General features: G+C 72.8%; 22 protein-coding genes and 1 pseudogene. 10 read left to right on the top strand and 13 right to left on the bottom strand.

The window, feature by feature from the left end; translation table 11 throughout:
• The first annotated feature begins 1 nt into the window (after position 1).
• Both Asi02nite_RS10285 and Asi02nite_RS10280 read left to right on the top strand, forming a co-directional pair.
• Positions 2-1,453 (top strand): SMI1/KNR4 family protein, encoded by a 1,452-nt coding sequence (locus Asi02nite_RS10285; RefSeq protein WP_203712061.1) that lies wholly within the window; start codon positions 2-4, stop codon positions 1,451-1,453.
• A 52-nt stretch (positions 1,454-1,505) separates the two neighbouring features.
• Positions 1,506-2,783: an aminotransferase class V-fold PLP-dependent enzyme gene (locus tag Asi02nite_RS10280; protein ID WP_239126617.1), complete on the top strand. Its 1,278-nt coding sequence runs from the start codon at positions 1,506-1,508 to the stop codon at positions 2,781-2,783.
• Positions 2,784-3,767: 984 nt separating this feature from the next.
• Here the strand turns inward: Asi02nite_RS10280 and Asi02nite_RS10275 are convergent.
• The 3 genes from Asi02nite_RS10275 to Asi02nite_RS10265 are packed head-to-tail and all read right to left on the bottom strand — an operon-like array spanning position 3,768 to position 7,713.
• On the bottom strand, positions 3,768-4,850 hold the full coding sequence (locus Asi02nite_RS10275) for a class I SAM-dependent methyltransferase (protein WP_203712057.1): 1,083 nt from the start codon (positions 4,848-4,850) through the stop codon (positions 3,768-3,770).
• 35 nt (positions 4,851-4,885) lie between these two features.
• The gene (locus Asi02nite_RS10270; protein ID WP_203712055.1) at positions 4,886-5,980 is read right to left on the bottom strand and encodes a hypothetical protein; all 1,095 of its coding nucleotides are present in this window, start codon (positions 5,978-5,980) and stop codon (positions 4,886-4,888) included.
• Entirely contained in the window at positions 5,977-7,713 is a 1,737-nt protein-coding gene (locus Asi02nite_RS10265; protein ID WP_203712054.1) for an AfsR/SARP family transcriptional regulator, read from the bottom strand. The genes Asi02nite_RS10270 and Asi02nite_RS10265 overlap by 4 nt, the downstream gene beginning before the upstream one ends.
• 65 nt (positions 7,714-7,778) lie before the next feature.
• On the opposite strand from Asi02nite_RS10265, the gene Asi02nite_RS10260 reads away from it, so the two are divergent.
• Positions 7,779-8,480 (top strand): PIG-L deacetylase family protein, encoded by a 702-nt coding sequence (locus Asi02nite_RS10260; RefSeq protein ID WP_203712052.1) that lies wholly within the window; start codon positions 7,779-7,781, stop codon positions 8,478-8,480.
• Between the two features lie 54 nt (positions 8,481-8,534).
• Here Asi02nite_RS10260 and Asi02nite_RS10255 read toward each other — a convergent pair whose 3' ends face one another.
• The 3 genes from Asi02nite_RS10255 to Asi02nite_RS10245 form a co-directional block, all read right to left on the bottom strand.
• Positions 8,535-9,377 (bottom strand): alpha/beta fold hydrolase, encoded by an 843-nt coding sequence (locus Asi02nite_RS10255; protein ID WP_203712050.1) that lies wholly within the window; start codon positions 9,375-9,377, stop codon positions 8,535-8,537.
• Positions 9,378-9,514: 137 nt separating this feature from the next.
• A complete protein-coding gene (locus Asi02nite_RS10250) occupies positions 9,515-9,820 on the bottom strand; it encodes an ArsR/SmtB family transcription factor (RefSeq protein ID WP_203712048.1) in 306 nt (101 codons plus the stop codon).
• A 9-nt stretch (positions 9,821-9,829) separates the two neighbouring features.
• Complete coding sequence (locus Asi02nite_RS10245) at positions 9,830-10,726, bottom strand: LysR family transcriptional regulator (protein WP_203712046.1); 897 nt, start codon at positions 10,724-10,726, stop codon at positions 9,830-9,832.
• Between the two features lie 73 nt (positions 10,727-10,799).
• Between Asi02nite_RS10245 and Asi02nite_RS10240 the strand changes: the two genes are divergently transcribed.
• The 6 genes and pseudogenes from Asi02nite_RS10240 (at position 10,800) to Asi02nite_RS10220 (ending at position 14,945) form a co-directional block, all read left to right on the top strand.
• Positions 10,800-11,681 carry an EamA family transporter gene (locus tag Asi02nite_RS10240; protein ID WP_203712044.1) on the top strand — a complete coding sequence of 294 codons (882 nt, stop codon included), beginning with the start codon at positions 10,800-10,802 and terminating at the stop codon, positions 11,679-11,681.
• A 28-nt stretch (positions 11,682-11,709) separates the two neighbouring features.
• The gene (locus tag Asi02nite_RS10235; RefSeq protein WP_203712042.1) at positions 11,710-12,948 is read left to right on the top strand and encodes a M50 family metallopeptidase; all 1,239 of its coding nucleotides are present in this window, start codon (positions 11,710-11,712) and stop codon (positions 12,946-12,948) included.
• Positions 12,949-13,260: 312 nt separating this feature from the next.
• Positions 13,261-13,521, top strand: a pseudogene (locus Asi02nite_RS42715) (recombinase family protein); the annotation flags it as partial.
• A gap of 464 nt (positions 13,522-13,985) precedes the next feature.
• Positions 13,986-14,363: a RidA family protein gene (locus Asi02nite_RS10230; protein WP_203712041.1), complete on the top strand. Its 378-nt coding sequence runs from the start codon at positions 13,986-13,988 to the stop codon at positions 14,361-14,363.
• Positions 14,364-14,490: 127 nt separating this feature from the next.
• On the top strand, positions 14,491-14,781 hold the full coding sequence (locus tag Asi02nite_RS10225) for a hypothetical protein (RefSeq protein ID WP_203712039.1): 291 nt from the start codon (positions 14,491-14,493) through the stop codon (positions 14,779-14,781).
• On the top strand, positions 14,757-14,945 hold the full coding sequence (locus tag Asi02nite_RS10220; protein ID WP_203712037.1) for a hypothetical protein: 189 nt from the start codon (positions 14,757-14,759) through the stop codon (positions 14,943-14,945). The genes Asi02nite_RS10225 and Asi02nite_RS10220 overlap by 25 nt, the downstream gene beginning before the upstream one ends.
• Before the next feature lie 13 nt (positions 14,946-14,958).
• On the opposite strand, the gene Asi02nite_RS10215 is transcribed toward Asi02nite_RS10220, so the two are convergent.
• From Asi02nite_RS10215 to Asi02nite_RS10190, 6 genes are all read right to left on the bottom strand, one after another.
• Complete coding sequence (locus tag Asi02nite_RS10215; protein ID WP_239126616.1) at positions 14,959-16,209, bottom strand: enolase C-terminal domain-like protein; 1,251 nt, start codon at positions 16,207-16,209, stop codon at positions 14,959-14,961.
• Entirely contained in the window at positions 16,206-17,084 is an 879-nt protein-coding gene (locus tag Asi02nite_RS10210; protein ID WP_203712035.1) for an NAD-dependent epimerase/dehydratase family protein, read from the bottom strand. Before Asi02nite_RS10210 ends, Asi02nite_RS10215 begins: the two co-directional genes overlap by 4 nt.
• Positions 17,068-17,892: a carbohydrate ABC transporter permease gene (locus Asi02nite_RS10205; protein WP_203712033.1), complete on the bottom strand. Its 825-nt coding sequence runs from the start codon at positions 17,890-17,892 to the stop codon at positions 17,068-17,070. Before Asi02nite_RS10205 ends, Asi02nite_RS10210 begins: the two co-directional genes overlap by 17 nt.
• Complete coding sequence (locus tag Asi02nite_RS10200) at positions 17,889-18,857, bottom strand: carbohydrate ABC transporter permease (RefSeq protein ID WP_203712031.1); 969 nt, start codon at positions 18,855-18,857, stop codon at positions 17,889-17,891. The genes Asi02nite_RS10205 and Asi02nite_RS10200 overlap by 4 nt, the downstream gene beginning before the upstream one ends.
• Positions 18,858-20,216, bottom strand: a complete 1,359-nt coding sequence (locus Asi02nite_RS10195) for an extracellular solute-binding protein (protein ID WP_203712029.1) — start codon at positions 20,214-20,216, stop codon at positions 18,858-18,860.
• Between the two features lie 99 nt (positions 20,217-20,315).
• On the bottom strand, positions 20,316-21,323 hold the full coding sequence (locus tag Asi02nite_RS10190) for a LacI family DNA-binding transcriptional regulator (RefSeq protein WP_203712027.1): 1,008 nt from the start codon (positions 21,321-21,323) through the stop codon (positions 20,316-20,318).
• Positions 21,324-21,485: 162 nt separating this feature from the next.
• On the opposite strand from Asi02nite_RS10190, the gene Asi02nite_RS10185 reads away from it, so the two are divergent.
• Positions 21,486-22,073: an AMP-binding enzyme gene (locus Asi02nite_RS10185; RefSeq protein ID WP_203712025.1), complete on the top strand. Its 588-nt coding sequence runs from the start codon at positions 21,486-21,488 to the stop codon at positions 22,071-22,073.
• On the opposite strand, the gene Asi02nite_RS10180 is transcribed toward Asi02nite_RS10185, so the two are convergent.
• Entirely contained in the window at positions 22,070-24,403 is a 2,334-nt protein-coding gene (locus Asi02nite_RS10180) for a putative bifunctional diguanylate cyclase/phosphodiesterase (protein WP_203712024.1), read from the bottom strand. The genes Asi02nite_RS10185 and Asi02nite_RS10180 overlap by 4 nt on opposite strands.

Genomic DNA, 24,403 nt, shown 5'->3' with positions numbered 1-24,403 from the left:
GGTGGCCGAGATCGACGATGTTCTGCGCAGGTTGGGTGAGGCCTTCGTGGCGGGTCTGCGGGAGCCCGGCTACAAGCTGATCACCGTTGACCCGCATGGGTGTCAGAGCCAGACCTACACCATGGCGGGTGTGCCGGCCCTGCTCGGGCGGTGGAACAACCTCGACCTCAACAACGCGATGGTGGCGCTACCCGGGGTTGCCGGTCACGGCCTGGTCGTCGAGATGATCGGTGATCCGGGCGGGACCTACACGATCCACTGGTCGCGGGACGTACCCTCGCTGCCCGCCCGGATCGTGCTCGACGAGGGTTACCGCCTGCCCGGCCACGAACGGCCGCCGCCCCGTGAGCCGGGAACCACCGACACCGGCGTCACCGATCCGGCGGTGCTGGCCGAGGTCGAGCGGCTGGTCGGTGAGTTCGTCAGACGGCATCACAGGCAGGGGTACGCGCCCGGCTACTCCGAGGAGGAGATCCGCGCCGCCGAACAGCACCTCGGCGTACGGCTGCCGGAGGATCTGCGGGCCCTCTACCGGTTGGTCCACGACGACCGCGAAGAGTCGGGACTGCTCGACCCGTTCGTCCTCGTACCCCTGAATGTGCTCGTCAAGTGGAACCGCGCCACCTATCCCGGTTATCACGACGGCCCGTTCGACGACGCGATGATCTACGAGTGTGTGCCGGCCGGGCATGTGCGGCGGGTGTCGTCGAGCAACGGCTGGGTGACGTTCGCGCGTGACTACGGCATGAACTTCGCGGCCGTCGACCTCGACCCGGGGCCGCTGGGCCGAATCGGTCAGGTGGTCACGCACGGGCGGGACGTGTGGGCCCCGGTGCACTATGTCGCCGCCTCGGTCACCGACCTGCTCCGCCGCGCTGTGGCGACCCCTGACGCCGAGCAACCGCGGCCGCCTGATCCGCAGGTCTGGGTCGACAGCGTCGCGGACGTGCCGGTGACGGCGCAGGGCGTGGTGCTGCGCACGGAAGCCCCGGTCCGGTTCGCCGACCTCCTGCGCGTCGACAGTCTCCGATCCGTCGTGGTGACGGCCCCGCTGGTCGACCTGACCCGGTCGGCCGAGTTGCCGCTCGAGCGCCTCCACGTGAGCGCGGAACGATGGGTGCCCGCCGCGCTGCCGAAGACCATCGTCGACCTCACCATGGGCGGCAACGCCGAGCCGACCCCGGTCGCCGACCTGGCCGCCCTGCCGCACCTGGCCCGCCTGGACCTGTCCGGCGCGGCGGTGTCGGACATCGAGGCGGTCGCGACCTTCGCGGCGCTGAAGGTGCTCACCCTCGACGGCCGCCAGTGGACGGATCTGCTCGCCTCCGGTTGGCGACCGACCCACCTGGCCGCCGCCGGCCTGGGCGGCACCGCCGGAGTGGGCGACGCCGCCCGCTGGTCACAGGCCTTCGGGCGCGACGGAACCGTCCACACCCTGACGGGCGGTCACTGATCGTCACGGAAACCCACGCCGCGCCGTAATGGGATCATGACACCATGTGATGGTGTTCGGTCGACGCGGTCTGCTGGCCGCCGCCGTGGGCGGGGCCGCGGGCGTGCTGTTCGTACCCGCCCGGCGGCCGGCCCGGGTGTCGCGACCCGTGGCGGCCCCACCGGTCAACCCCGCCGACTGGACCAGCGTCCGCGCCCAGTTCGCCCTGCCCGACGACGTCGCCAACCTCTCCGCCTTCTACTTCGCCAGCCACCCCGCCGGCGTACGGGCCGCGATCGAGCGCCATCGCGCGGGCATGGACGCCGATCCGCTGGGCTACGTCGAGGCGAACCAGTCCACCCAGGACGACCGCGTCGCCCGGGCCGCCGCCGGCTACCTGCGCACGGACGCCGGACAGATCGCCTTCACGGACTCGACCACGATGGGTCTCGGCCTGCTCTACTCCGGGCTGCGCCTGGCACCCGGCGACGAGGTGCTGACCACCGAGCACGACCATTACGCCACCCACGAGTCGTTGCGCCTGCGCGGGCTGCGCGACGGCGTGCGGGTGCGCCGGGTGCGGCTCTACGACGCCTCGGAGCGCGCGACACCGCAGGAGATGGTCGCCCGCCTGGCCGCCGCGCTGCGCCCGGCCACGCGGTTGGTGGCGATCACCTGGGTGCATTCGAGCACGGGGGTACGGGTGCCCGTGCGCCAGATCGCCGACGCTGTCGCCGCCGCGAACGCGAGCCGACCGGAAGCGGAGCGGATACTCCTCTCGCTGGACGGCGTACACGGATTCGGCGCGGAGGACGCCACACCGGACGCACTCGGCGTCGACTTCCTGGTGACGGGCACGCACAAATGGCTCTTCGGCCCGCGCGGCACCGGCCTGGTCTGGGGCCGCCCGCAGGCGTGGTCGCGATTCACCCCGGTCATCCCGAGCTTCATCGACACGACGGGCGCGGCTCCGGGCCCATGGTCGACCCCGGGCGGCTTCCACAGCTTCGAGCACCGCTGGGCGCTGGCGGAGGCGTTCGACCTGCACCGCACGATCGGCCCGCGCCGGGTCGCGGACCGCACCCACACACTGGCGACGGCACTCAAGGACGGCCTGGCGACGATCGGCTCGGTCCGCCTCCGCACACCCCGCGCGGCGGTCGCCTCGGCGGGCCTGGTCTGCTGCGAGGTGGAAGGGTACGGGCCGCACGAAGCGGCCGCGAAGCTACGAGGCGCGAAGGTGATCAGCAGCGCGACGCCGTACGATCCCTCATACCTACGCTTCGGCCCGACCATCATCAACTCAGAGTCCGATGTGGACCGCGCGCTGGCCGCCGTCCGGGCGCTCTGACGCCGGGGCCAGCGAAGTGGCCGGGCAGGACTTCCCCGGCGCCCCCGAGATCAGGCAGTCGGGATGCCGTTGTGGTGGACCGTGCGCCTGTCGCAGGAACTCGCGGTGCTGTTCGTTCCGCCGTCGAAGCTGAGCCGGACCGGGAGTGGTCGCCGGGTGGCCGAGGCTGTCGCCCCACGTCCCGTTCGACGGTGTGCTGGTCATTGGAGGCAGCCACATCGCCCTTCTTCCCGGCGACCGCCTGCTCGTCGCGGCGGGTCGCGCGCGAAAGGACGCGGACGGGTCGTGGGAGCGAACACTGTCGTCTATTCGGCGGCGGGCAAGGTGGACGGCTGCTTCTGCATCGGCGACGACATCGACGTCCTCGTGACGGATCGCGCCGTCTCGATGTGGACGGCGTACGGAGACGAGGGCATCTACGGCAGCCATCCGCAGTCCGCGGGCGGCCTCGCCGGCTGGGATCGTCGAGGTGACCACACGTGGGCGCCGAAGGGACGCCTGGCCCGACCATCAGGTAGGGCTTGTGGTCATATCGGAGCTGCCCCCTTGACCTTGGACACTTGAACGTGGAACCGCGGCCAGACCGATACCCACGACTGTTGGACGGCCCGACGGTTCCAGGCTCAGGGGGCATGGCGCCGTCGGCGTCTGGAACAGATTCCCTAATTCGAGACAAGCGAGCCAGGGTCTCTGTTGGCTGCAATGTCCCAGCGGCAGCCGACCAATCACAAAGAAACTGGTCGGTATAGCAAAGGCATAGCGCTGGCCCTTCGCAGCCTTCGGCTTTGTGGAGGCAGTAGCCGCTGTTCACCTCCAGCCTCGTTCCGCCGAGGTCTACAAGATTTCCAGCACTGCAGAGGCGATCGCGGTGTCCGCGACACTCGTTTGTCCTCGGACACAATCACCGCCCACGGCGTTGTTCCGTTTCAACAAGAAGCGGACCGTCCCGCCGTCATCCGACGGGAGCGGTCCGCTCGCCGCGTGCTATTTGATCCCGGCGACCACCAGGTTGTGCCCCGTGTCCGCCACCACCGCCGCGTTGCGGAAGCCCGCTTCCGCCAGCAACCGCACCCGGCGGGTCGGGCCGCCGGCCGTGCCCAGGCCGTACGCGCCGGTCTGTGCCAACGAGTTCGGCGTGCAGAGCAGCGTCGACGCCGCGTAGTTCAGCCGGACGATCGGGTGGCCGATGCCGTCCTCCAGGTTGTCGACCGACCACGGCTCGACCGCGACCACGACGCCGCCCGGAGCGAGCACGTCGTGTGCCCGGCGCAGCGCCGCCGGTGGGTCGCCCAGGTCGTGCAGCGCGTCGAAGAACACCACGGCGTCGTACGGTCCGCCCGTCACGCCGTCGGCCGTGCCGACGTGGAACGTGGCGTTGGACGGGCTGCCGGACTCGACGGCGCGCGCCCGTGCGGTCACGATCGACGGCTCGTGGCTGTCGAAACCGTCGAACGTGGACGCCGGATAGCGCTCCGCCATCAGCAGCGTCGCCACCCCGTGGCCGCAACCGACGTCCGCCACCCGGGCGCCCTCGTCGAGCCGCGCGACCAGACCCGGCACCGCGGGGAGCCAGACCTGGGCGAGCTGGTGCACGTATGCCGTCCGGAAGAACCGTTCGATGCCCGTGTGCACCGTGGACGGATAGTCGTGGTAGGCGACGCCCCCGTCGGAGCGCAGCGCGGCCTCCAGCCGCGACAGCATCTGGTACTCGCCGGCGATGATCTCGGCCGCGCCGGCGACGAAGGCGGGCGAGTCCTCGACCGCGAGCACCATCGCGTGCTCGATGGGCAGCTCGTACGTGCCGGCCGCCGCGTCGTAGGTCACGTAGCCGGAGACGACCTGGACGGCGAGCCATTCGCGTACGAGCCGCGGATTCAGGCCGGTGGCCGCCGCGAGTTCGTCGGCGGTGGTCCGGCCCTCGGTGGCCAGCGCCCGGTAGAGCCCGGCCCGGTCGCCGAGCACGGTCGAGGCGGTGGTGGCCGCCCCGGCGAAGTCGGTGAGCACCTGGCCGACGAACGCCTCGACCCGGGCGGCGTCGACGGCGGGTGCGATCTGCGAAGTAGTCATGCCGGCAACGGTGCCGGGCCGCCCTTGCTGGGCGCTCACCCCGCGCTCGCCAGCGCCTTGATCGCCTGGTCGACCGCCCCTGGCCGGTCGATGCCGGCCGCCTCGGCCCGGGCGGCCGTCACCCCGTCCGGGCCCAGCCGGGCCTCGATCACCCGCCACAGCTCGTCGTGCCGGCGCTGGTCGGGTGGCAGCACCGCAGGGGCCAGCGGGTCGCGTTCGCCGGCCGCGAGCAGCACCGCCGCCACCCGCGCCTCGCCCAGGGTCACGAGCAACTCCGCTGCCAGGCGCAACATCGTCCACACCTGCGGCCACATCCCGCTGGACCGCAGGCTCGACAGCGAGCGCCGGCTACTCTCGGCGGCCTCCCGGCCACGGCCGAGCCGGATCAGCACGGCGGTGTGACCGATGAGGGCGACCTCGCGCATGTACCGGTGCCCCTGACCGTCCGACAGGTCGTACGCCCGGGTGAACTCGGCCAGCGCCCGCTCCGGATCGGCCGCGGCCGCCAGCTCGCCCCGCGTGTAGGCCACGATCCCGTCCCGGTCCTCGATCCGGGCGACCAGGTCGGCGTGGGCGGCCAGCAGCGACGCGGCCGCGGCCTGTTGACCCGTGAAGACGTGGGTGAGGACGGAGCAGCACAGGGCGCCGGCCGCGGACCCGCGCGGGGTGGCGGGATCGGCGACGAGGGCGCGCGCGTCGGCGTGTACGGCCTCCGGCGCCCCGGCGAACATGTGGGTGACGACCAGGAAGTAGCGCGCGACCCAACGCTGCGGGTCGTCGGCCGGCACCAGCCCGCCGGCCGCCGTGAGGATCCGCTCGGCCGTCGCGACGTCGCCCTGGAGCCAGTGCGCCGCGCCGGCGGCGAGCAGGCAGCGACCGCGGACGGCCGGCTCCACGTCGCCCGGCACCTCGGCCAGCCGGCTCAGCTGGCCGATCAGCCCGAGATCCGGGTAGTCGATCAGTCCGAACGCGACGGTCGCACCCAATCGGCCGGCGTCGGCCCACCGTCCATCGTCGACCGTCCAGGAGAGAACGTCGCGCAGGTTCGCGAGCTCCGCCCGGAGCACACCGACCGCCTCGGGTGCGCGCGAGTGCTGCAGGGCGTGGAAACGGTCGGCGTGGACGGTCATCCAGGCCAACCGCATCTCCTGCGCCACGCGTACGCCATCCGGGTCCAGATGGCTGTTTCCGACCCGCCGCATGGTCTCCAGGAGCCGGTACCGGTCGCCGTCGCGGACGACGAGCGACGCCTCCACCAGCTCCGCCAGCGCGGCCGGGGTCGCCTCGAAATGGCCGACCGCCTCCAGCGGGAAGCCCTGGCAGACCGCCGGTCGAACAGCTCCGCGGCGGCCGGATCGAGCAGCCGGTACGACCATTCGACCGTGGCCGTCACGGCGCTGGCCCGGTCGGCGTCCCGCACCGGCTCCAGCACCTCGAGCCCGGCCGCCAACCGGTCGCGCAGTTGGGCGACGCCGAACACGGCCTCGCGGCTCGCGGCCAGCTCGACCGCCAGCGGCAGCCCGTCGAGCGTCGCGCAGATCTGCCCGGCGACCGCCCGCACCTCGGTCGTCGCCGCGAAGTCGTCCCGCAGCAGCGCGGCCCGGTCGCAGAACAGCTCGACCTGGTCGGCCGCCGGCAGCGGACCGAGCCGGATGACCTTCTCGCCGGGCAGCTCCAGCCGTTGGCGGGACGTCGCGAGGACGCGCAGCGCGGGACAGCGGGCGAGCAGCTCCGCCGCGAGGGCCCGGGCCGCCGGCCGGACGTGCTCGCAGTTGTCCAGCACGAGGAGGGTCGGGGACAACCCGATGAGGTCCGCCACCGCCTCGACGGGCGGCTGGGCCGCGCTCGCCGACCCCTGCAGCCCGACCGCGGTGGCCACGAAGACCGGGACGTCCTCGGGGCGGGACACCTGGTGCAGCTCCACCACCGTGACCGGGCCGGGCGTGGCGAGGCGGTCGACCAGCTCGAGGCTGAGCCGGGTCTTGCCGACGCCGCCCGGGCCGACCAGCGTCACCGTCCGGTGGGCGGGCAGCGCCGCCTCGGCCGCGGCCAGCTCGTCGGCCCGGCCGACGAAGCGGTCGCCCGGAGCGTACGCGCGCCGCGATGCCGTCGCCGGGGCCGTGGCCGGGCGCAGGGTCGGGTCGTCGCGCAGCAGCCGGCCCGCCAGCTCGGTCAGGGCCGGACTCGGGTCCAGACCGTGCTCGTCGGCCAGCCGGCGGCGGTAGGCGGCCACCGTCGACACAGCGTCGGCGCCCCGCCCGACCTGGTGCAACGCGGTCGCGAGCAGCACCTGGACGTCCTCCCGCAACGGATCGGCCGCCGCCGCGCGCTCCAGGTCGGGCAGCGCCTCGGCGGCCCCGCCCGCGGCGAGCCGGGCGGCGAACCACTCGGACTCGAGGTGCCGCCGCCACGCGGCCAGCCGCGCCAGGTCGGGCGCGAAGGCCGCCGGGTCGGGCAGGTCGGAGAGCGGCTCACCCCGCCACAGCGCGAGCGCCGCCCCGAGCCGCCCGGCCGGGTCGGGCTCGTCGGGCCGCCGGGCCGCCGCGACCAGCGCCTCGGCCCGGTCGACGTCCAGCCCGACGTCGCCGGCCAGCCGGTAGCCGCCCGGGTCCCGGACGATCCGGTCGGGCCCCAGCGCCTGGCGCAGGCGCGACACGTACGTGTGCAGGTTGCCGGTCGCGTTGCGCGGTGGCTCGACCGGCCAGAGCGCCTCGAACAGCGCGGCCGGCGACGCGAGCCGCCCGGCCGAGAGCGCGAGCCGCGCCAGCACCACCCGCTGCGGGACGCTCGCCAACGGCACCTCGGCCCCGTCCCGGCGCAGGGTCACCGGCCCGAGGACGCTGATCTCCAGGCGCGCTGTCACCGCATCATTGTGACCCGACCGTGGGGTGACAGCGCCGGGCAAGAGGTTTCCGGTGAACTGTCCACATGGACGTTGACGACCTCGGCACGATCGTGTCGATCTGGGCACATCCGGACGACGAGAGCTACCTCGCCGGTGGTGTGATGGCGGCCGCCGTCGCCGCCGGGAGCCGCGTGGTGTGCGTGTCCGCGACCGCCGGCGAGCGGGGCACGGACGACCCGGTCCGCTGGCCGCCGGAACGGCTCGGCCCGGTCCGGCGCTGGGAGGCGGCCGCGGCGCTGGCGGTGCTCGGCGTGCGGGAGCACCACTTCCTCGGCTACTCCGACGGCAGCCTGGCCGGGCTCGACCCGGCCGCGCCGGTCGGGACGCTGACAGCGCTGCTGGACGACGTCCGGCCCGACACGATCCTGACGTTCGGCCCGGAGGGCATGACGTTCCACCCGGACCACCAGGCCGTCTCGCGCTGGGTCTCCGCCGCGTGGGCGGCGGCGGGGCGGCCGGGCCGGCTGCTGCACGCGGTCATGTCCAGCGACCACCTCGAGGAGTGGGGCCCGACGTACGAGTCGTGGCAGGTCTTCATGACCGAGGAGCGGCCCACCGGCGTACCCGTCGAGGACCTGGCGCTGCACCTCGTGCTGGACGGCACGGCGCTCGACCAGAAGATTGCGGCGTTGGCCGCGATGCACACGCAGACCGCGGCGGCGATCGCCCTGCTGGGTGACGCGTACCGCACGCTGAACGCGGCGGAGTGCTTCGTCGCCGCCTGACAGGGCGCCTGCCGCGGATCGGGCTGTCGTGCACGAGCGGCGGAAGCGGAACGCCTACAGCTCGCGCATCGCCCCGGCGACCTCGTCGACCGCCTCGGCCGGGAGCGCCGTCGCCGCCTCGTCGAGCACCAGCAACCGCGCCCCCGGGATCTCCCGGGCCAGCGCCTCGCCGTTGCCGACAGGGAAGAACGGGTCCTTGCGGCCGTGCACCACGAGCGTCGGAACGGCGATCTCGGGCAGGCGATCCCGCCAGCGCGGTGTGCAGTCGAGCCGCGCGAACACCATGCCCATCTGGTTGGCCGTCTGGACCGCCGGCTCCACGCCCGGTGTGCGGTCCCAGACGCGTTCCGCGTTCGCGCGGGCGGCGACCGGGTCGTCGCCCAGGACCTCCGCGCCGGCCGCGGCGAACTCCGCCACGGCGGCGCGGTCGGACCAGTCGGGCATCGGCTGCGCGAACAGCCGTTCCATCGTCGCCGCGTCGTGGTCCGGCAGGTCGTCGTCGACCGGCCCCGGCGCCACGGCGCGGGTTCCGACGAGCGTCAGCCGCGCGAACGCGGACGGGTGGTCGAGCGCCGCGACCTGGGCGACCATCCCGCCGACGCCGATGCCCGCCAGGTGCGCCGGGCGGTCGTCGAGCGCGCGGGCGAGCGCCGCCGCGTCGGCGGCGAGGTCCCGCAGTGTGTACGCCGGCGCGGACGGATCCACAGTGGTCGAAGCGCCCGAGTCGCGCAGGTCGTAGCGCACGACGTGGCGCCCGCCGCGAGCCAGCGCCGCGCACAGCGCGTCGGGCCAGGAGAGCATGGTCGTGCCGCCGGCGAGCAGGACCAGCGGCGCCGCCGGGTCGCCGAAGTGCTCGACCCCGAGCGTGACCCCGTTCGCGTGGACGGTCGGCCCCATCGACAACCTCCAGCACCGTGTCCTCAAACCTTCGGCCCCAGAGGCTACGCGCCGCGCGCCGCCTCCAGGCCCGGCACGCCGGCCACCGCGGCCTCCGCGTTGTCGATCAGCGGGCTCACCGACCGCTGTGACCGACGTCAGATCGCGGCGAGCACCGCGTCGAGCAGCCCTGGGAAGCGCGCGTCGAGATCGGCCCGCCGCAGGTTGGCGCGGAACTCGCGGCCGTTGCGGGCCACGCCGACCACGCCGCTGTCGCGGAGCATCCGCCAGTGGTGGGTCGCCGTCGACTTGGGCAGGTCCGGCAGGAGCTCGCCGCAGGTGAGGGTGAAGTCGGTCGACTCCGAGAGCTGCCGGACGACCCGCTGCCGGATCGGGTTCGACAGCGCCTCGAGGACGCGCGAGAGGTCCAACTGCTCCCGGGTGGGCTGCGGCAACAGCGTCATGATACGAGCCTACCCGTACGATCGTGCCCACGACTCCCGCAGCGCCGCGACCGTCGCCCGCAGGGCCGGCCGGGCGGCCGACGCGGCCCGCCACGCCACCGTCACCCGCCGGGTCGGCCGGGGCGCGACCGCCACGGTGGCCACCCCGGCCGGCAGCGTCGGGCGGGCCAGCCGCGGCAGCATCGCCACCCCCAGACCCGCCGCGACGAGCGTCAACTGGGTCTCGAACTCGCCGACCAGGAAGTCGGGCTCGACACCCGGCAGCACCCGCATCAGCCATTCGTAACAGATCGCGCCGGGCGGCGCGGCGATCCACCGCTCGCCGCGCAACTGGTCGCGCCGCACGGGACCGGCCGCCGACGCGAGGCGGTGACCGCTGGGCACGACCAGGTCGGCGACGTCCAGGCCGAGTTCGGTGGTGGCGATGCCCGGCGGCCAGGTCAGCGCGGCCTCGGGCCAGTCGTCGAGCACCGCCAGGTCGACGTGGCCGCGCTGGAGCAGGTCGAGGGCGTGGTGCGGGTCGCCCTCCATCAGGCCCGTCCGCAGGTCCGGGTGGTCGGCGGCCAGCCGGTGCAGCGCGTACGGCAGCAGCCCGCGGCAGGCGGTCGCGAAGGCGGCGACGGTGACCCGCCCGGTGACCGTGTCCCGCTGGGCGGCCAGCGCCGCCTCGGCCGCGTCGAGCGCGGCCAGCACCGTGGCGGCGTGCGCGGCGAGCACCCGGCCGGCCTCGGTCAGCCGGATGCGGCGGCCGTCCTTCTCGACCAGCGTGGCGCCGGTCTCCCGCTCCAGCTTGCCGATCTGCTGAGAGACCGCCGACGGCGTGCAGTGCAACGCCGCGCTGGCCGCGAGCACGGTCCCGTAGCTGGCCACGGCGTCGAGCGCGCGCAACCGACCCACCTCGATCATGTAGCGAGGCTATCCGGTCGATGAAGGAAAGCTCGCTGGTGCTTAACCGTCGCGGGCCCGCACGATGACGATCGTGAAACCACGCGACATCGCCCTCGCCGTCGGGGTGGCGGCCCTCTGGGGCGTCAACTTCGTCGTCATCCGGATCGGCCTCGACCACTTCCCGCCGCTGCTGTTCAACGCGCTGCGCTTCGGCGTCGCCGCGGTGCCGGCGGTCTTCTTCGTGGGCCGCCCGCGCGTACCGTGGCGCTGGATCCTGGCCGTCGCCCTGGCCCTCGGCGTCGCCAAGTTCTCGTTGCTGTTCGCGGGGATGGCGGCGGGCATGCCGGCCGGGCTGTCGTCGCTGGTGCTGCAGAGCCAGGCCGTCTTCACGGTCCTGCTGGCGGTCCTGCTGCTGCGGGAACGCCCGGGCCGCCGCCGCCTCGCCGGCCTGGCCGTCGCGGCCGTCGGGGTGGTCGTCGTCGGCGCCGGCATGGGAGCCGACCTGCCCGGCGGCGCCTTCGCGCTGGTGATCGCCGCGGCCGTCGCCTGGGGAGTGTCCAACGTGGCCACCCGACGGGCGGGCGCCACCGACATGCTCCGGTTCATGGTCTGGGTCAGCGCCCTCGCCACGCCATGGCTCGTCGTGCTGTCGCTGCTGGTCGACGGCCCGGCCGCGGACCTGGCCGCGCTGCGCGACGTCACGCCGGCGGCGGTCTTCGCGGTGCTGTTCGTCGCGGGCGCCGCCACCCTGGGCGGCTTCGCCGCGTGGGGCCACCTCATCAGCCGGTACGGGGCCTCCACGATCGCGCCGTTCGCCATGCTGGTGCCGCTGTTCGGCATCGCGAGCGCCGCGGTCTTCCTCGACGAGCGGGTCCGCCCGACCGACGTACTCGGCGGGTTGCTGGTCGTCGGGGGTGTCCTCGCGGGGCTGTTGTCGATCCCGCGCGTTCCCCGCCTGACCGCGGACCGTTAGCGACAACCGCATCGGGTACGTTCGGGCGATGTCGCAGGTGCTGTTCACCGTCGCGTTCGCGCTGGCGATCCTCGTCTCGGTCTCGCTGCACGAGTTGGGCCACCTGGTCTCGGCCAAGCGCTTCGGCATGCGGGTCACCCGCTTCTTCGTCGGCTACGGGCCGACACTCTTCTCGTGGCGGCGCGGCGAGACGGAGTACGGCCTGAAGGCGATCCCGCTCGGCGGCTTCTGCACGATCGCCGGGATGACACCGGACGACGACGAGATCGACCCGAAGGACGCGCACCGGGCGATGTGGCGGTTCCCGGTCTGGAAGCGCACCGTCGTGATGGTCTCCGGCGTGACGGTGCAGTTCGCGCTGGCGGTCGCCGGCCTCTGGTTCGCCGCGGCCTTCGTCGGAGTGCCGAATTTGGACTACCCGCAGACCGCCTCGCAGATCGGCGCGCAGCCGACGGCGATCGTGCTCGCGGAGTGCGTCACGCCGGACGCGGCGCGGGCCTGCGCGGCCGGCGACCCCGCCTCCCCGGCCCGCGCGGCGGGGTTGCGGGACGGAGACGTGGTCACCGCGATCAACGGGGTGGCCGTCGCGACCTACGCGGACGTGCTGCGGGTCGTCCGGGCCACGCCGCCGGGCCCGACCGAGGTGGCGTACGTCCGCGACGGCCGGCCGGGTTCGGCGCGGGCGGACCTGAGCGCAGTGCGGCGGCCGCCGCTGAGCGACCCGACGGCGGCGCCGACGACGGTGGCGGCGCTCGGCGTGGGCCTGCACGTCACGGCGCCGCGCGAGGTGACATTCGGCCCGGTGGGCGCGTTCGCGGCGACCGGGACCTACACGGGCTGGATGGCGGGCCAGACGTGGGAGGCGGCGCAACGGATCCCGTCGAAGCTGCCCGCGTTGTGGCACTCGATCACCGACGCGGAGCGCGACCCGCAGACCCCGATCAGCGTGGTAGGCGCAAGCCTCCTCGGCGGCGAGGCCGCCTCGCTGGGGATGTGGTCGACCGCACTCATGATGTTCATCGGCCTGAACGTCTTCATGGCCTTCTTCAACCTGCTTCCCCTGCTGCCACTGGACGGCGGCCATGTGGCGATCGCCTGGTTCGAACGCGCCCGCACGTGGCTCGCGGCGCGCCGCGGGCGCCCGGACCCGGGACGGGTCGACTACTTGAAGCTGCTGCCGCTGACGTACACGGTGGTGTTGATCGGCGGCGCGTTCACCCTCCTGACCATCACCGCGGACGTCATCAACCCGATCACCATCCGCTAACCGCCACGCCTCAGCGGCGCGTGCCGGCGGTGGGGGGAACACAACTCGATGCCGGCCCGGACGCTGCGCAAGCCGCTCTATGGCGGCACGAGCGAGGACGAACGAAACGGATCAAGATCCGCGTCCGGTCTGCCATGAATGCGCAGACCGAGACTGAGGGCCGCTTCCTCGGCGGGCGCCCGCCCTACGGCTACCGGCTCGCCGACGCCGAACCCACCCGAACCCGGGCAAGGCCGCTGAGGGCAAGCGGCTTCACAAGCTGGAGCCCGATCCCGTCACAGCGCCGGTCGTCGAGCGCATCTTCGCGGAAGTATGTCGCGGGACGCGGGAAGACCTCGATCGCGCGGTCTGACACAAGACGGTATCGCGTGTCCCTCTGCCTACGACCAGGCGCACAACCCGCATCGTCGCGCCGAGGTCTGGGAGACGACCGCCCTAAGCGCGATCCTGCTGAACCCGCGCTACCCCGGCGGGCAAGTCTGGAACCGCCAACGGACCGACGAAGTCCTCCTCGACGTCGAGGACATCGCGCTCGATCGCGAGAACCGTCATCGGTGCAACGCCCCCGAGGACTGGGTTTGGTTGAAAGCCGAAGCGCGCACGCCGCTCGTTAGCACTGATCTCTACGAGCGCCCAGGACACCATCAACACCGCGGCACTTCGGCGAGAGCGGCAAGGCCCCCCAGGACCGAGCGCCCCTACCTCTACCGCAGTCTGATCACATGCGGCCTCAGGTTCGGCGTCGCCGACGGACCGCCACAGCGGCTAAACGAAGATGATATCGCCGCGACCGTCGAAGGGCTCGGCAATCTGCTGGCGCTCCTCAATCGCGCCGACCCGCGCGATAAGGCGGGGATCTACGGCCGCATAGGTCTGCGGATGCGATACGAACCCGGCCCAGAAACGATCACGGCCGAAGTCGTGTCCAACGACTTCGGCCGTGTGCCTTCTGCGTGTCCGAGGCCCGACACCAAGAACACCCGCGCGGTGGTCGGGAATATGGTGGGTGGCGCTGCCGCCCGACCGAGGAGAAACGGATGCGAGAGATCGTCAGCGCTCCCGGCGCGCCCAGCTCACCGCTCTACAGCCAGGCGGTCAAAGCCGGCGGTCTCGTCTACGTCTCCGGTCTGGTCGGAATCGACGTGTCCACCGGCGACCTGGCCGGCGGGACGATCCACGAACAGACCCGACAAGCACTCGCCAACTGCCGCACGGTTCTGCAGGCAGCCGGCGCGACCTGGGACGACATCGTCGAGGTCGGCGTGCTGCTGACCAACCCCGGCGACTTCGCGGGCATGAACGAAGAATACGCGTCGTGGTTCCCTAGCACGCCGCCGACGCGCTACGTCGCCAAGCTCGGCGTCGAACTGCCCGGCGTCCTCGTGTCGATCCGCATGACCGCGTTCACCGGCTGAATCGGCAGGCGGGCATCGCAGAGCTCGCGACTGTTCGACTATGCCTGCGGTCGCACCGCGAAACGTGAGGTTGCCACCGCGGCTCACCTCCACGAGGATGCCGTGATCCGAACGGCGTGGAGGCATCGTGGGTGTGCTGTGTGACTACTTTCGCGCCGCCGATGTGTCCACCGTCGTGACCATCATGGACGTCACCGATGGCGGGCCCGTGCAACGCGAAGGGTATGAGCAGGTCGTCGACTGCGTCGACGCCAAGGGCATCGAGCCGGCCGTCGTGCTCGGACGGCTGGTCGCGTTCGTGCGCGGCGAGTCGTGGTACCGGGGCATCGCCCACAGCGGGTTCGTCTGGACCGACGGCGACGGGGGCGCTGGGTCGCCGCGCTGCACGATCGGGTGCGGGACGCGCTGGCCGGGCTGAGCGACGAACAGCTTCCCGAGCTCGCGGTGCGGTGGGCCGCGATCGAGGAGTTCGGCGGGTTCGTCCCCGCGGACGTCCTCGTGGGGACGATGGGTGAACTGGCCGGGCTGGCCCGCCGCGCGCGAGCGGCGGGGGAGCACCTCTACTGCTGGATCTGCCTCTGAAGGTGAAGCCCGGTCACGGGGGTTCGAGCGCGCCGTCCGGGCGGCGGATGCGGGATGACCAGCGTTCGTGGCCGTAGTGGTGCGGCGGGTATTTCGCCGCCGCTCGCTCGTCCAGGTCGATGCCCCAGCCCGGCGCGTCCGACGGCGTCAGGAAACCGTTCGACGGCCGCAGCGTCCCCGGGAAGACCTCGTGCACCGCGTCGGCGTAGACGTGCCCCTCCTGGATCCCGAACGCATGGCTCGACACGTCCAGCGCCAGGTTCGCCGCCATCCCGACCGGGGACACGTCGGCGGGGGAGTGCCAGGCCGTGCGGACCCCCGTCAGCTCGCACAGCGCCGTCAGCTTGCGGGCCGGGGTCAGGCCGCCGATCGCCGAGATGTGCAGGCGGAGCAGGTCCACCCCGCCCGAGAGGACCAGGCGGGCCGCGTCCGGGACCGAGCCGACCTGTTCGCCCGCCGCGATCGGGACCGGCGCCGCCGCGCGCAGCTCCGGCAGGCGGTCGTAATGCTCCGGCGCGATCGGGTCCTCGACGAAGAACAGGCGGTACGGCTCCAGCGCCCGGCACAGCACCAGCGCCTGTTTCACCGTCAGTCGACTGTGGACATCATGCAACAGCGACACCTCGTCGCCCAGCGCGGTGCGGGCCGCCGCGAACAGCGCCGGGGTCGTCGCCAGGTATTGGGAAACGTCCCAGCCGTCCGGGTACGGCGTCCCCGGATACGCGCCCGCGATCCCGGGCGCGCCGTAGGTGCCCACCCCCGGCCCGCCCGTCTGCAACCGCACGTGCCGCAGGCCCGACGCCATCAACGCCGAGGCGTGCTCGACCGTCTCCGCGATCGTCGCCCCGCTGGCGTGCAGGTAGATGGGCACCGCCGCCCGGACCCGGCCGCCGAGCAGCTCGTAGACCGGCATGCCGGCCCGCTTGCCCGCGATGTCCCACAGCGCCATGTCCAAACCGGACAGTGCGTTGTTCAGCACCGGCCCGTTGCGCCAGTAGGACGAGAGATGCACCAGCCGGGTGATGTCCTCGATGTCCGCCGGGTGGCGGCCGACCACGAGCTCGGCCAGGTGGGAGACGACCGCCGCGACGGCCGACGCCCGTTGGGTGAAGGTCGCGCACCCCAGCCCGTACAACCCGTCCTCGGAGGTGTCGACCCGGACCACCACGAGCGTCGCCTCGGGCGCGGTGACGATCGCCCGCACCCGGGTGATCCGCAGCCCGTCCCGCGCGGCCCACGGCGGCTGCGTCTCGACCATCGTCATACCGGCTCCTCCCTGCGCGGCTGTGAGCCTAACCGCAGCGGGCGCGCGGCCGTGAAGCCCAGCACGCGGCGGGCCGGCTCGAGATCCACCGGCACCGTCCGCCCGGGGAAGCGCGCCCGGAGCGGCACCGTGGGCAGGTACGCCGCCAGGAGGTCCTCGGTCGGGTACGGCGCCAGCGTCTCGGGCGCCGCCACGAACAGGACGTGCGCTCCAGGCGGAGCGGCCAGCCCCGCCAGGCAGGCAGCCGCGGCGTCGTCGACGTGCAGGTAGGACCACAGCTCCAGCGCCCCGGACGCCGGGTCGGCCCGGAACGCGTCGGCGCGCGCCGACAGCCGGGGGAAGCCGCCCAGGAAAGGGAAGCGCAGCGCCGTCACCGCCATCCCGTGCCGCCGCGCGACCATCGCCGCGGTCGCCTCGTCGGTCTGCTTCGACAACGCGTACGGGTCGGACACCTGCAGCGGATGCCGCAGGTCGACCGGCAGGTACCGGGGCTGCAGCGGGACCTGCGCCCAGGCCAGTCCGAGCACCGACATGCTGCTCGCCACCACCGCGTGCCGCACGCCCGCCGCGGCCGCCGCCTGCAGCACGACGAACGTGGCCCGCGTGTTGCCGCCGAACACCGCCAGCGGCGTGCCCAGTGTCGGCGCCGGGATCGCCGCGAGATGGACGACGGCGCCGACACCGTCCATCGCACGCTCGACGACAACGGGATCGCCGGCGTCGCCCACCAGCACCCGGTCCGCCACGAGGTCTCCGGGATCGGACAGGTCCACCGCGGTCACCGGCCGGTCAAGAGCCGACAGCGCCGCGAGCACCGCCCGCCCGAGCAGCCCCGCCGCCCCCGTCACCAGCACCCGGTCAGTTCTTGACGGCACCGGACAACCCGTTGACGAAGTAGCGCTGCAGGGCCAGGAACAGCACGATCACGGGTACGACCAGGATCAGCGACCCCGCCATGATCTCGTTGTACGACGGCACCGTGCCGGACGCCAGCCGCTCGAGCGCGAGCGGCAGCGTGTACCGGGACTCGTCGTTCAGCGAGACCCGCGTCAGCACGTACTCGTTCCAGGTCGGCACCGCCGTCAGCACCCCGATCGTGATCAGTGTCGGCCGGGCCAGCGGCAGGTAGACCCGCCAGAAGATCCGGAGCTCGCCGGCACCGTCGGCGGTCGCCGCGTCGTGCAGGTCGCGCGGCACGGCCCGGAAGGCCGCGGTCAGCATCAGCACCGCGAGGGGCGCCGTCCCGTTGACGAACGGCAGGATCAGCCCGGCGTGCGTGCCCAGCAGGCCCAGCCTGTTCTCCAGGATGGTCAGCGGCAGCAGCACGGTGATGCTCGGCACGAACAGCAGCGCGACGAAGAACCAGAACACGAAACGCCGCCCGGGGAACTCGACCATCGCGAACGCGTACCCGGCCAGGCTGTAGATCACCAGGACTCCGAGCACCGTCAGCCCGGTGACCTGGAGGCTGTTGAGGAAGTAGTCGAAGAAGTGCAGCCGGCTCCAGGTGTCGGCCAGCGTCGCCAGCGTCGGCCGCGCCGGGATCAGGTGGCCGCCCTCGAGCACCTCCAACCGATCCTTGAAGGCGGCGGACACCATCCACGCGAACGGATAGAGGCTGATCACCGCGTAGAGAACCAGGGCGACGTAGGCCACGACGCCCCAGGCGGACGGCCGCCTCACCGCTGCCCCCGCAACGCGCGGGCGTTGGCCACCGCGAGCAGCAGCGCCAGCACGAAGATCAGCCAGCCGAGCGCACTCGCGACGCCGAGCGTCGGTGACAGGCTCTGGAAGAACGCCTGCTGGTACGCCTTGAGCCCGAGCACGTCGGTGTGCCCGGCCGGCCCGCCGTTGGTCATGATGAGGAAGATCTGGAAGCCCTGCATCGTGTCGCGCAGGCCGAGCAGCACGATCGCGACGGTGATCGGCACGAGCAGCGGCCAGGTGATGTGCCGCAACCGGCGCACGGCGCCGGCCCCGTCGAGCGCCGCCGCCTCCATGACCGCCGGGTCGATCGCCTGGAGGCCGGCGAGGTAGAGCAGCATCGCGACGGGGACGCTGCCCCAGATCATGATCACGATCAGCGTGGGCAGCGCGGTGTCGGGGTCGGCCAGGAAGCCCTGCGGCCGGGCCAGGCTGCCGAGGCCCACCGAGCGCAGCGCGAGGTTGACGGCACCGTCGGGTTCGAGCACGTAGCGCCAGGCGTAGTAGACCGCGATGCCGGCGGTCACGTACGGCAGGAAGAACACCGACCGCAGCGTCCCGCGCAGGCGGGTGATGCTGTTGAGCAGCGTGGCCAGGGGCAGCGCGATCAGCACGGTGCCGGCGGAGACGGCCACCATGGCGATGCCGGTGTTCAGGGCGGCGTTGCGCATCTCGGGCGCGAGTCGCGGGTCCGCGTACAGGATGTCCCGGTAGTTCTGGAGCCCGACCCACTCCCAGGTGGGGGAGAAGCCGTTCCACTTCGCGAAGCTCAGGCCGAAGCTGTAGACGATCGTGTAGAGCCCGAGCACGAGGAAGAGCACGACCGCCGGTGCGATGAACGCGTAGCCGACCAGCGCCCGCCGGGCGCGGGCCCGGCGGGCGCCGGCCGAGCGGCGCGGCTGCGTGACCAGCCGCGCCGCCAGCGGGGTCTCGGTGGTCGTCACTTACTTCGCGTCCCACATGGCCTTGATGACGGTGTCGAGCGTGCGGCCGGTGGTGGCGGCGTCGGCCTCGCCGAGCGGGGCGAGCTTCAGCAGCGGGTTGCCCATCTCGACCTCGTCGTAGTCCGGCGGGCGGAAACCGCGGTTCGCCGCGTCGTAGGTGCTCTCCGCCGGCCCGGTGAAGAACTGCTGCAATCCGGCGAGGTCCGGGCCGATCAGCGACTCCGCCTGCGTGCCGAGGTCGGTGGCGGGCAGGTCGAGCGACGCCTTGGCGAAGATGCCGGCGCCCTCCGGCGAGGTGAGGAAGTCGACCCACTGGGCCGCGCCGGCCTTGTTGCCGGTCGTCGAGGTGACCGACAGGCCGGTCAGCGCGAGCGGCGCCAGCCGCAGGTCGCTCACCGCGCCGCCGGTGGCCGGCGGGATCGGGAACGTCAGGACGTCCGAGGTCTTCATCCCGTTCTGCGCGAGGAAGGCCAGCGTGAACGTGCCGCCGACGTTGAAGGCCGACTTGCCCTGCGCGAACGCGATGTCGGCCTCGTCGATGCCGAGCGCGCTGACACCCGGCATCCAGTACGGCTTCAGCGCCGCGTACAGGTCGAGGGTCTTCTGCCCGTCGGGGGAGCCGAAGCCTGCCGTCGTGCCCTTGCCGAACAGGGAAGCGAACTTCTCCTGACCCAGGTACGCGAAGGCGAGCTGCTCGTAGATCCAGTTGAACCCGGTCTGGGTCACCTTGAGCCCGAGCGAGAGCCCGCCCTGGTCCTTGTCGGCCTTGGTGGTCGCCTGGAGGTAGGTGAGGAACTCCTCCCAGGTGGCCGGCGGCTTCGACGGGTCGAGCCCGGCGGCCTGCAGCTTCGCCTTGTTGGCGTAGACGATGCCGAACGTGCCGGCGGTGAACGGTACACTGTAGAGAGAGCCGACGGTCGCGCCGGACAGCTCCTCGATGTTGTCCTTGCGCTGTTGCGTGACCCGGCCGGATTCCCGTGTGCTCGGCAGGAACCGGTCGAGCTTGCCGTCGAAGTCGCCCTTGAGGTCGGCGAGCAGCCCGCCGCCGCCGACCCGTAGGTCCTCGCCGCCGGAGTGCAGCTCGAGCACGTCGGGGAGGTCCTTGGTCTGCGCCGCACTCTGGATCTTCGCGGTGAACACGTCGTCGGGGGTGAACGCCTCGACCTTGACGTCGATGCCGGTCTTGGCCTTGAAGGCCGCGGCGGCCTGCTGGAGCGCGTCGACGTGGGTGCGCTTGAACGTCCACATCGTCAGTGCGCCGCCGGCCTCGTCGCCCCCGTCGTCGCCGCCGCAGGCGGTGGCGGTGAGTGCGAGGACGGCCGCGGCCGCCGCGGCGAGAATGCGTCTGTTTCCGATCATGGTCTGGCCCTCCTGCCGGACGGCTACGCAAATCGTTAAGACTGATCGGCAATTTACCCGTCACACGGGGGAAGTCAAGACGTTCTATATAGAGAACTGTCAGGCCGACTGCCGGCGCACCAGCCGCGTCGGGATCACGATCTCCTTGGGCGGACCCTCGGCGCCGTCGATCCGGTCGAGCAGGAGCCGGGCGCAGGCCATGCCGATCTCCCGCGCCGGGTTGGCGATCGTGGTCAGGCCCGGGGTGACCAGGCTGGCCGCGTCGATGTCGTCGAAGCCCATCACCGCGAGGTCGTCGGGCACCCGCAACCCGCGCTCCCGGGCCGCGTCCAGCGCGCCGATCGCCATCATGTCGTTGGCGCAGAGCACCGCGTCGGGCCGCCGGCGTTGCCGGATCAGCTTCTCCACCCCGTGCGCCCCGCCGTCCCGGCTGAAGTCGGTGTGCACCACCATGCTCCGCAGTGGACCGACGGCCGCCTCCGCGAGGGCGGCGCGGTAGCCGGCGACCCGCTCGGCGGCCGGGCCCTCGGCCGCCGGCCCGCAGATGAACGCGATCCGGCGGTATCCACTGTGGATGAGGTAACGGACCGCCTCGCGGGCGCCGCCCTCGTCGTCGCTGTGCACCAGGTCGACGCCCGGCAGCGACTGCCGGCCGCCGAGCCGGACGACCGGGATCCGGGCGTCGATCACGGGGCGCAGGTCGTCGGCGTGGGTGTGGAAGACCGCGAACGCCACGCCGTCGACGTTCCGCGAGATCATCTTGTCGAGGGCGGCGCGCTCGAGGTCGCGTACGCCGTTGGTGTTGGTGATGATCTCGTCGTAGCCGGCCGGGCCGAGGACGTCCTGCACCCCGCGCGCCAGCACCGGGTAGAACGGGTTGGTGATGTCGGGGATCACCAGCCCCACGGTCAGGCTGCGACCGGCCCGCAGGCCGCGGGCGACCACGTTGGGCCGGTAGCCGAGCTCGGCGATCGCGTCCATGATCCGTTGGCGGGTCTCGGCCGACACCGGCCTGCGCCCGTTGAGCGCGTGCGACACCGTGGTCGCGCTGACTCCGGCGAGCTGCGCGACCTGGCCGATCCGCGGCCGGTCGCCGCGAAACGCCACGCGGACCTCCTCGGTCTGTCCCTCCCGCAGCCGGATCCTACCGCGCTCGCAGTGACGTCCGTCTAACTGCCACGGGACACGCCGAGGGCTCGCGGTCTCCGAACGTAGTTGGCCAGTGACCTAAAGTTACCGGCGTTTGCCACAACAGGGGAGTCACGGGGAATGGGATCGTCGCATGTCGCGCTGCCCGGGGACGGGTGGCTGCACCTGCTGCGGGAGTGGGGGCACGAGCTGCCCGCCGTCCGGCGATGGGCCGCGGATCGGGACATTCCCGTGGCCGACGACGCCGACCCGCAAGCGATCCGCGCCCTGTTGCGCGCCACCTACCCGCGATTGGTCCCGACGCGGGTCCTGGCGCCGCCGCCGCACGACACCACGTTGTGGCTCCCGCCGCCCGTGGCCCTGCTGCACCCGGCGGGCCTGCCACTGACGCACGTCCCGCGCGCGCCCGAGCGACGCCGGCCGAGCTTGCGCATCAGTGGCGGCCGGTCCGATCCGGAGGTGGCCGAGGCCGCGCTGGCGGCGGCGGACGAGGTCGCGGAGTGCGCCGTGGTGGCGCGCCCGCGGGAAGGGGGAGCGGTGCTGACCGGCTATCTCACGCTGCTGCCCGGCTGGCACGCCGAACCCGCGGTGCTCCGCGACTACCTGGCGGCCCGGCTGCCCGCGCCGCGGGTGCCGGAGCGGCTCGTCGTCCTGGACGACCTGCCGCGTACGCCCGACGGTGAGGTGGACCGCGCCGCGCTGGGCTAGCCGCGGTCGCGCTGGGCCCGCAACGCCGCCGTGGACCGCTCCACCGTCAGCGGCGGGGAGAGCAGGTGGCCCTGGCCGTAGCCGCAGCCGAGGTCGAGCAGGCCGTCGAGCTGCGCCTGGGTCTCGATGCCCTCGGCGAACGCCTTCATCGACAGCGAGTCGGCCACCGCCGTGATGGCCCGGACGATGCCGCGGCCGTTGTCGGCGTCGTCGTTCATCGCCGCCACGAACGCCCGGTCGATCTTCAGCCCCTCGACGGGGAACCGCTGGAGATAGGCCAGGCTGGAGTACGACATCCCGAAGTCGTCGAGCGCGAAGTGCACGCCGGCGTCGCGCAGCGCGGAGACCTGCGTGGAGATGTCCTCCGCGGTGTCCATGTGCTCGGTGACCTCCAGCCAGATGTCGGCCGGGTCCACCCCGGCCGACCGGATCACGTCGAGCAGGTCGCCGTGGCCGCGCTCGAGCTGCACCGCGGAGATGTTGACGCTCATCGTCAGGTGCGCCTCGGGGAACTCGCGCTGCCACGTCGCGAGCTGCCGGCAGGCCTGGTCGAGCACCCAGGCACCGATCGCCACGATCGCGCCGGTCTCCTCGGCCAGTGGGATGAACTCGTCCGGCGGCACGTTGCCGCGCTCGGGGTGGCGCCAGCGCGCCAGCGCCTCGAACGAGCGGATCGTGTTGGTCTTCAGCTCGACCATCGGCTGGTAGACCACCGAGAGCTGGCCGTGCTCGAGCGCCTCGGACAGGTCGGAGCGCAGGTCGAGCCGGTCGATCGAGCGGTGCGACGCCTCGTCGTCGAAGACCTCCAGTCGACCGGTGCCGCGCGCCTTGGCCGCGTACATGGCGGCGTCGGCGTCGCGCAGCATGGCGCTGGCGGTCGCGGTGCCCCGCCGGCCGAGCACCGCGCCGATGCTCGCGGTGACCTCGACCCGCTCGCCGCGCAGCGGGAACTCGTCGGCCAGGGCGGCCTGGATCCGCCGGCCCATGTCGTTGAGGTCGGTCAGATCGGACGCGCCGTTGATCAGGAGCACGAACTCGTCGCCGCCGAACCGGGCGAGCATGTCACCCGGCCGGACGACCTTGCGCAGCCGCTGGGCCACCTGCTGGATCAGCTCGTCGCCGGCCTCGTGGCCGAGCCGGTCGTTGACCGCCTTGAACTTGTCGAGGTCGAAGAAGAGCAGGCCGACGACGCCGGTCGGCGTGCTGGCCAGCGTCTCGTCGATGCGCTGCGCGGCGGTCATCCGGTTGGCGAGGCCGGTCAGCGGGTCGCGCGAGGCCCGCCGGTGCAGCTCCTGCTCGCGGGCCTTGAGCCGCCGGTAGAGCTCGCCGTTGCTGATCGCGACGCTCAGGTAGGCGGCGAGCACCTGGGCGACCTCGACCGCGGACTTGCCGAAGGAGCGGGCGCGCCGGCCCTTCGCGGCCAGCACGGCGATCACGCCGCCGTCGCGCATCACGGGTACGAGCAGCATCGGGTCGTCGCCGTTGGCGCCGCCCGGGCCGACGTACGCCTCGCCGGCGGCGAGCCGGGGCCAGCCGGGCAGCTCGCCGGCCGGGATCGGCCACCGCTTGCCGGTGTCCTCGCCGACGTCGGCGGCCGCGGCGACCTCGGCCAGGTCGTCGCGGACACTGAGGATCCAGGTGGAGTCGGTGCCGGTCAGCTCGCGCAGCAGCAGCACCGCGTCCTCGAGCAGCGAGCCCACGTCGAGGTGGCGGGCCAGGCCCGGCCCGGCCTGGGCGAGCCGCTCGATGGCGGCGCCGCGCTCGCGGGCCTCGACCGCCGAGTACATCCGGTAGGCCATCGAGAGCAGCACCTGCAGGTCGGCCGGCGTGAACAGGTCGCCGCCGCGCCGGTAGAGGACCAGCAGGTCGCCGGCGAACTCGGAGCCCACGCCGGACAGGGGTATCCAGGCCGCGGACGTGCCGCGCTCGTCCTGCAGCGGGGGCGGGAGGTCCTCGGCGGGGACGCCGTGCCGCGCCGCCGCGCTGCCGGAGTTGATGACGCGCCGCGCGGTCGGGCCGAGCGCCCAGCCCGTGGTGAACGCCGGGTCGTCCTCGGGCAGCCCGCTGGTCGCGGTGACGAACAACCGGTCGTCGATCGCCTCCGCGATGCACACGACGTCGGCGGCGAACACCTCGGAGAGCACGGTCAGCGTGCGGTCTATCAGCCGGCCCGGCGACGACGGCGTGCCGATCACCGTCAGCAGCCGGATCAGCCGGGCGGTGTCCCGGTACGCGGCCGCGGCCGCGCCCTCCGCCCGCGACAGGGCAGCCCGCAGCGACTCCGCCTCGGACTCGAAGCGGGGTGCCTGTCGGTCCCCGTACGCGACCAT

It is taken from the genome of Asanoa siamensis (assembly GCF_016862555.1).
In the GTDB taxonomy this organism is placed as follows: domain Bacteria; phylum Actinomycetota; class Actinomycetes; order Mycobacteriales; family Micromonosporaceae; genus Asanoa; species Asanoa siamensis.
This window is presented reverse-complemented; position numbering and strand designations above follow the sequence as displayed.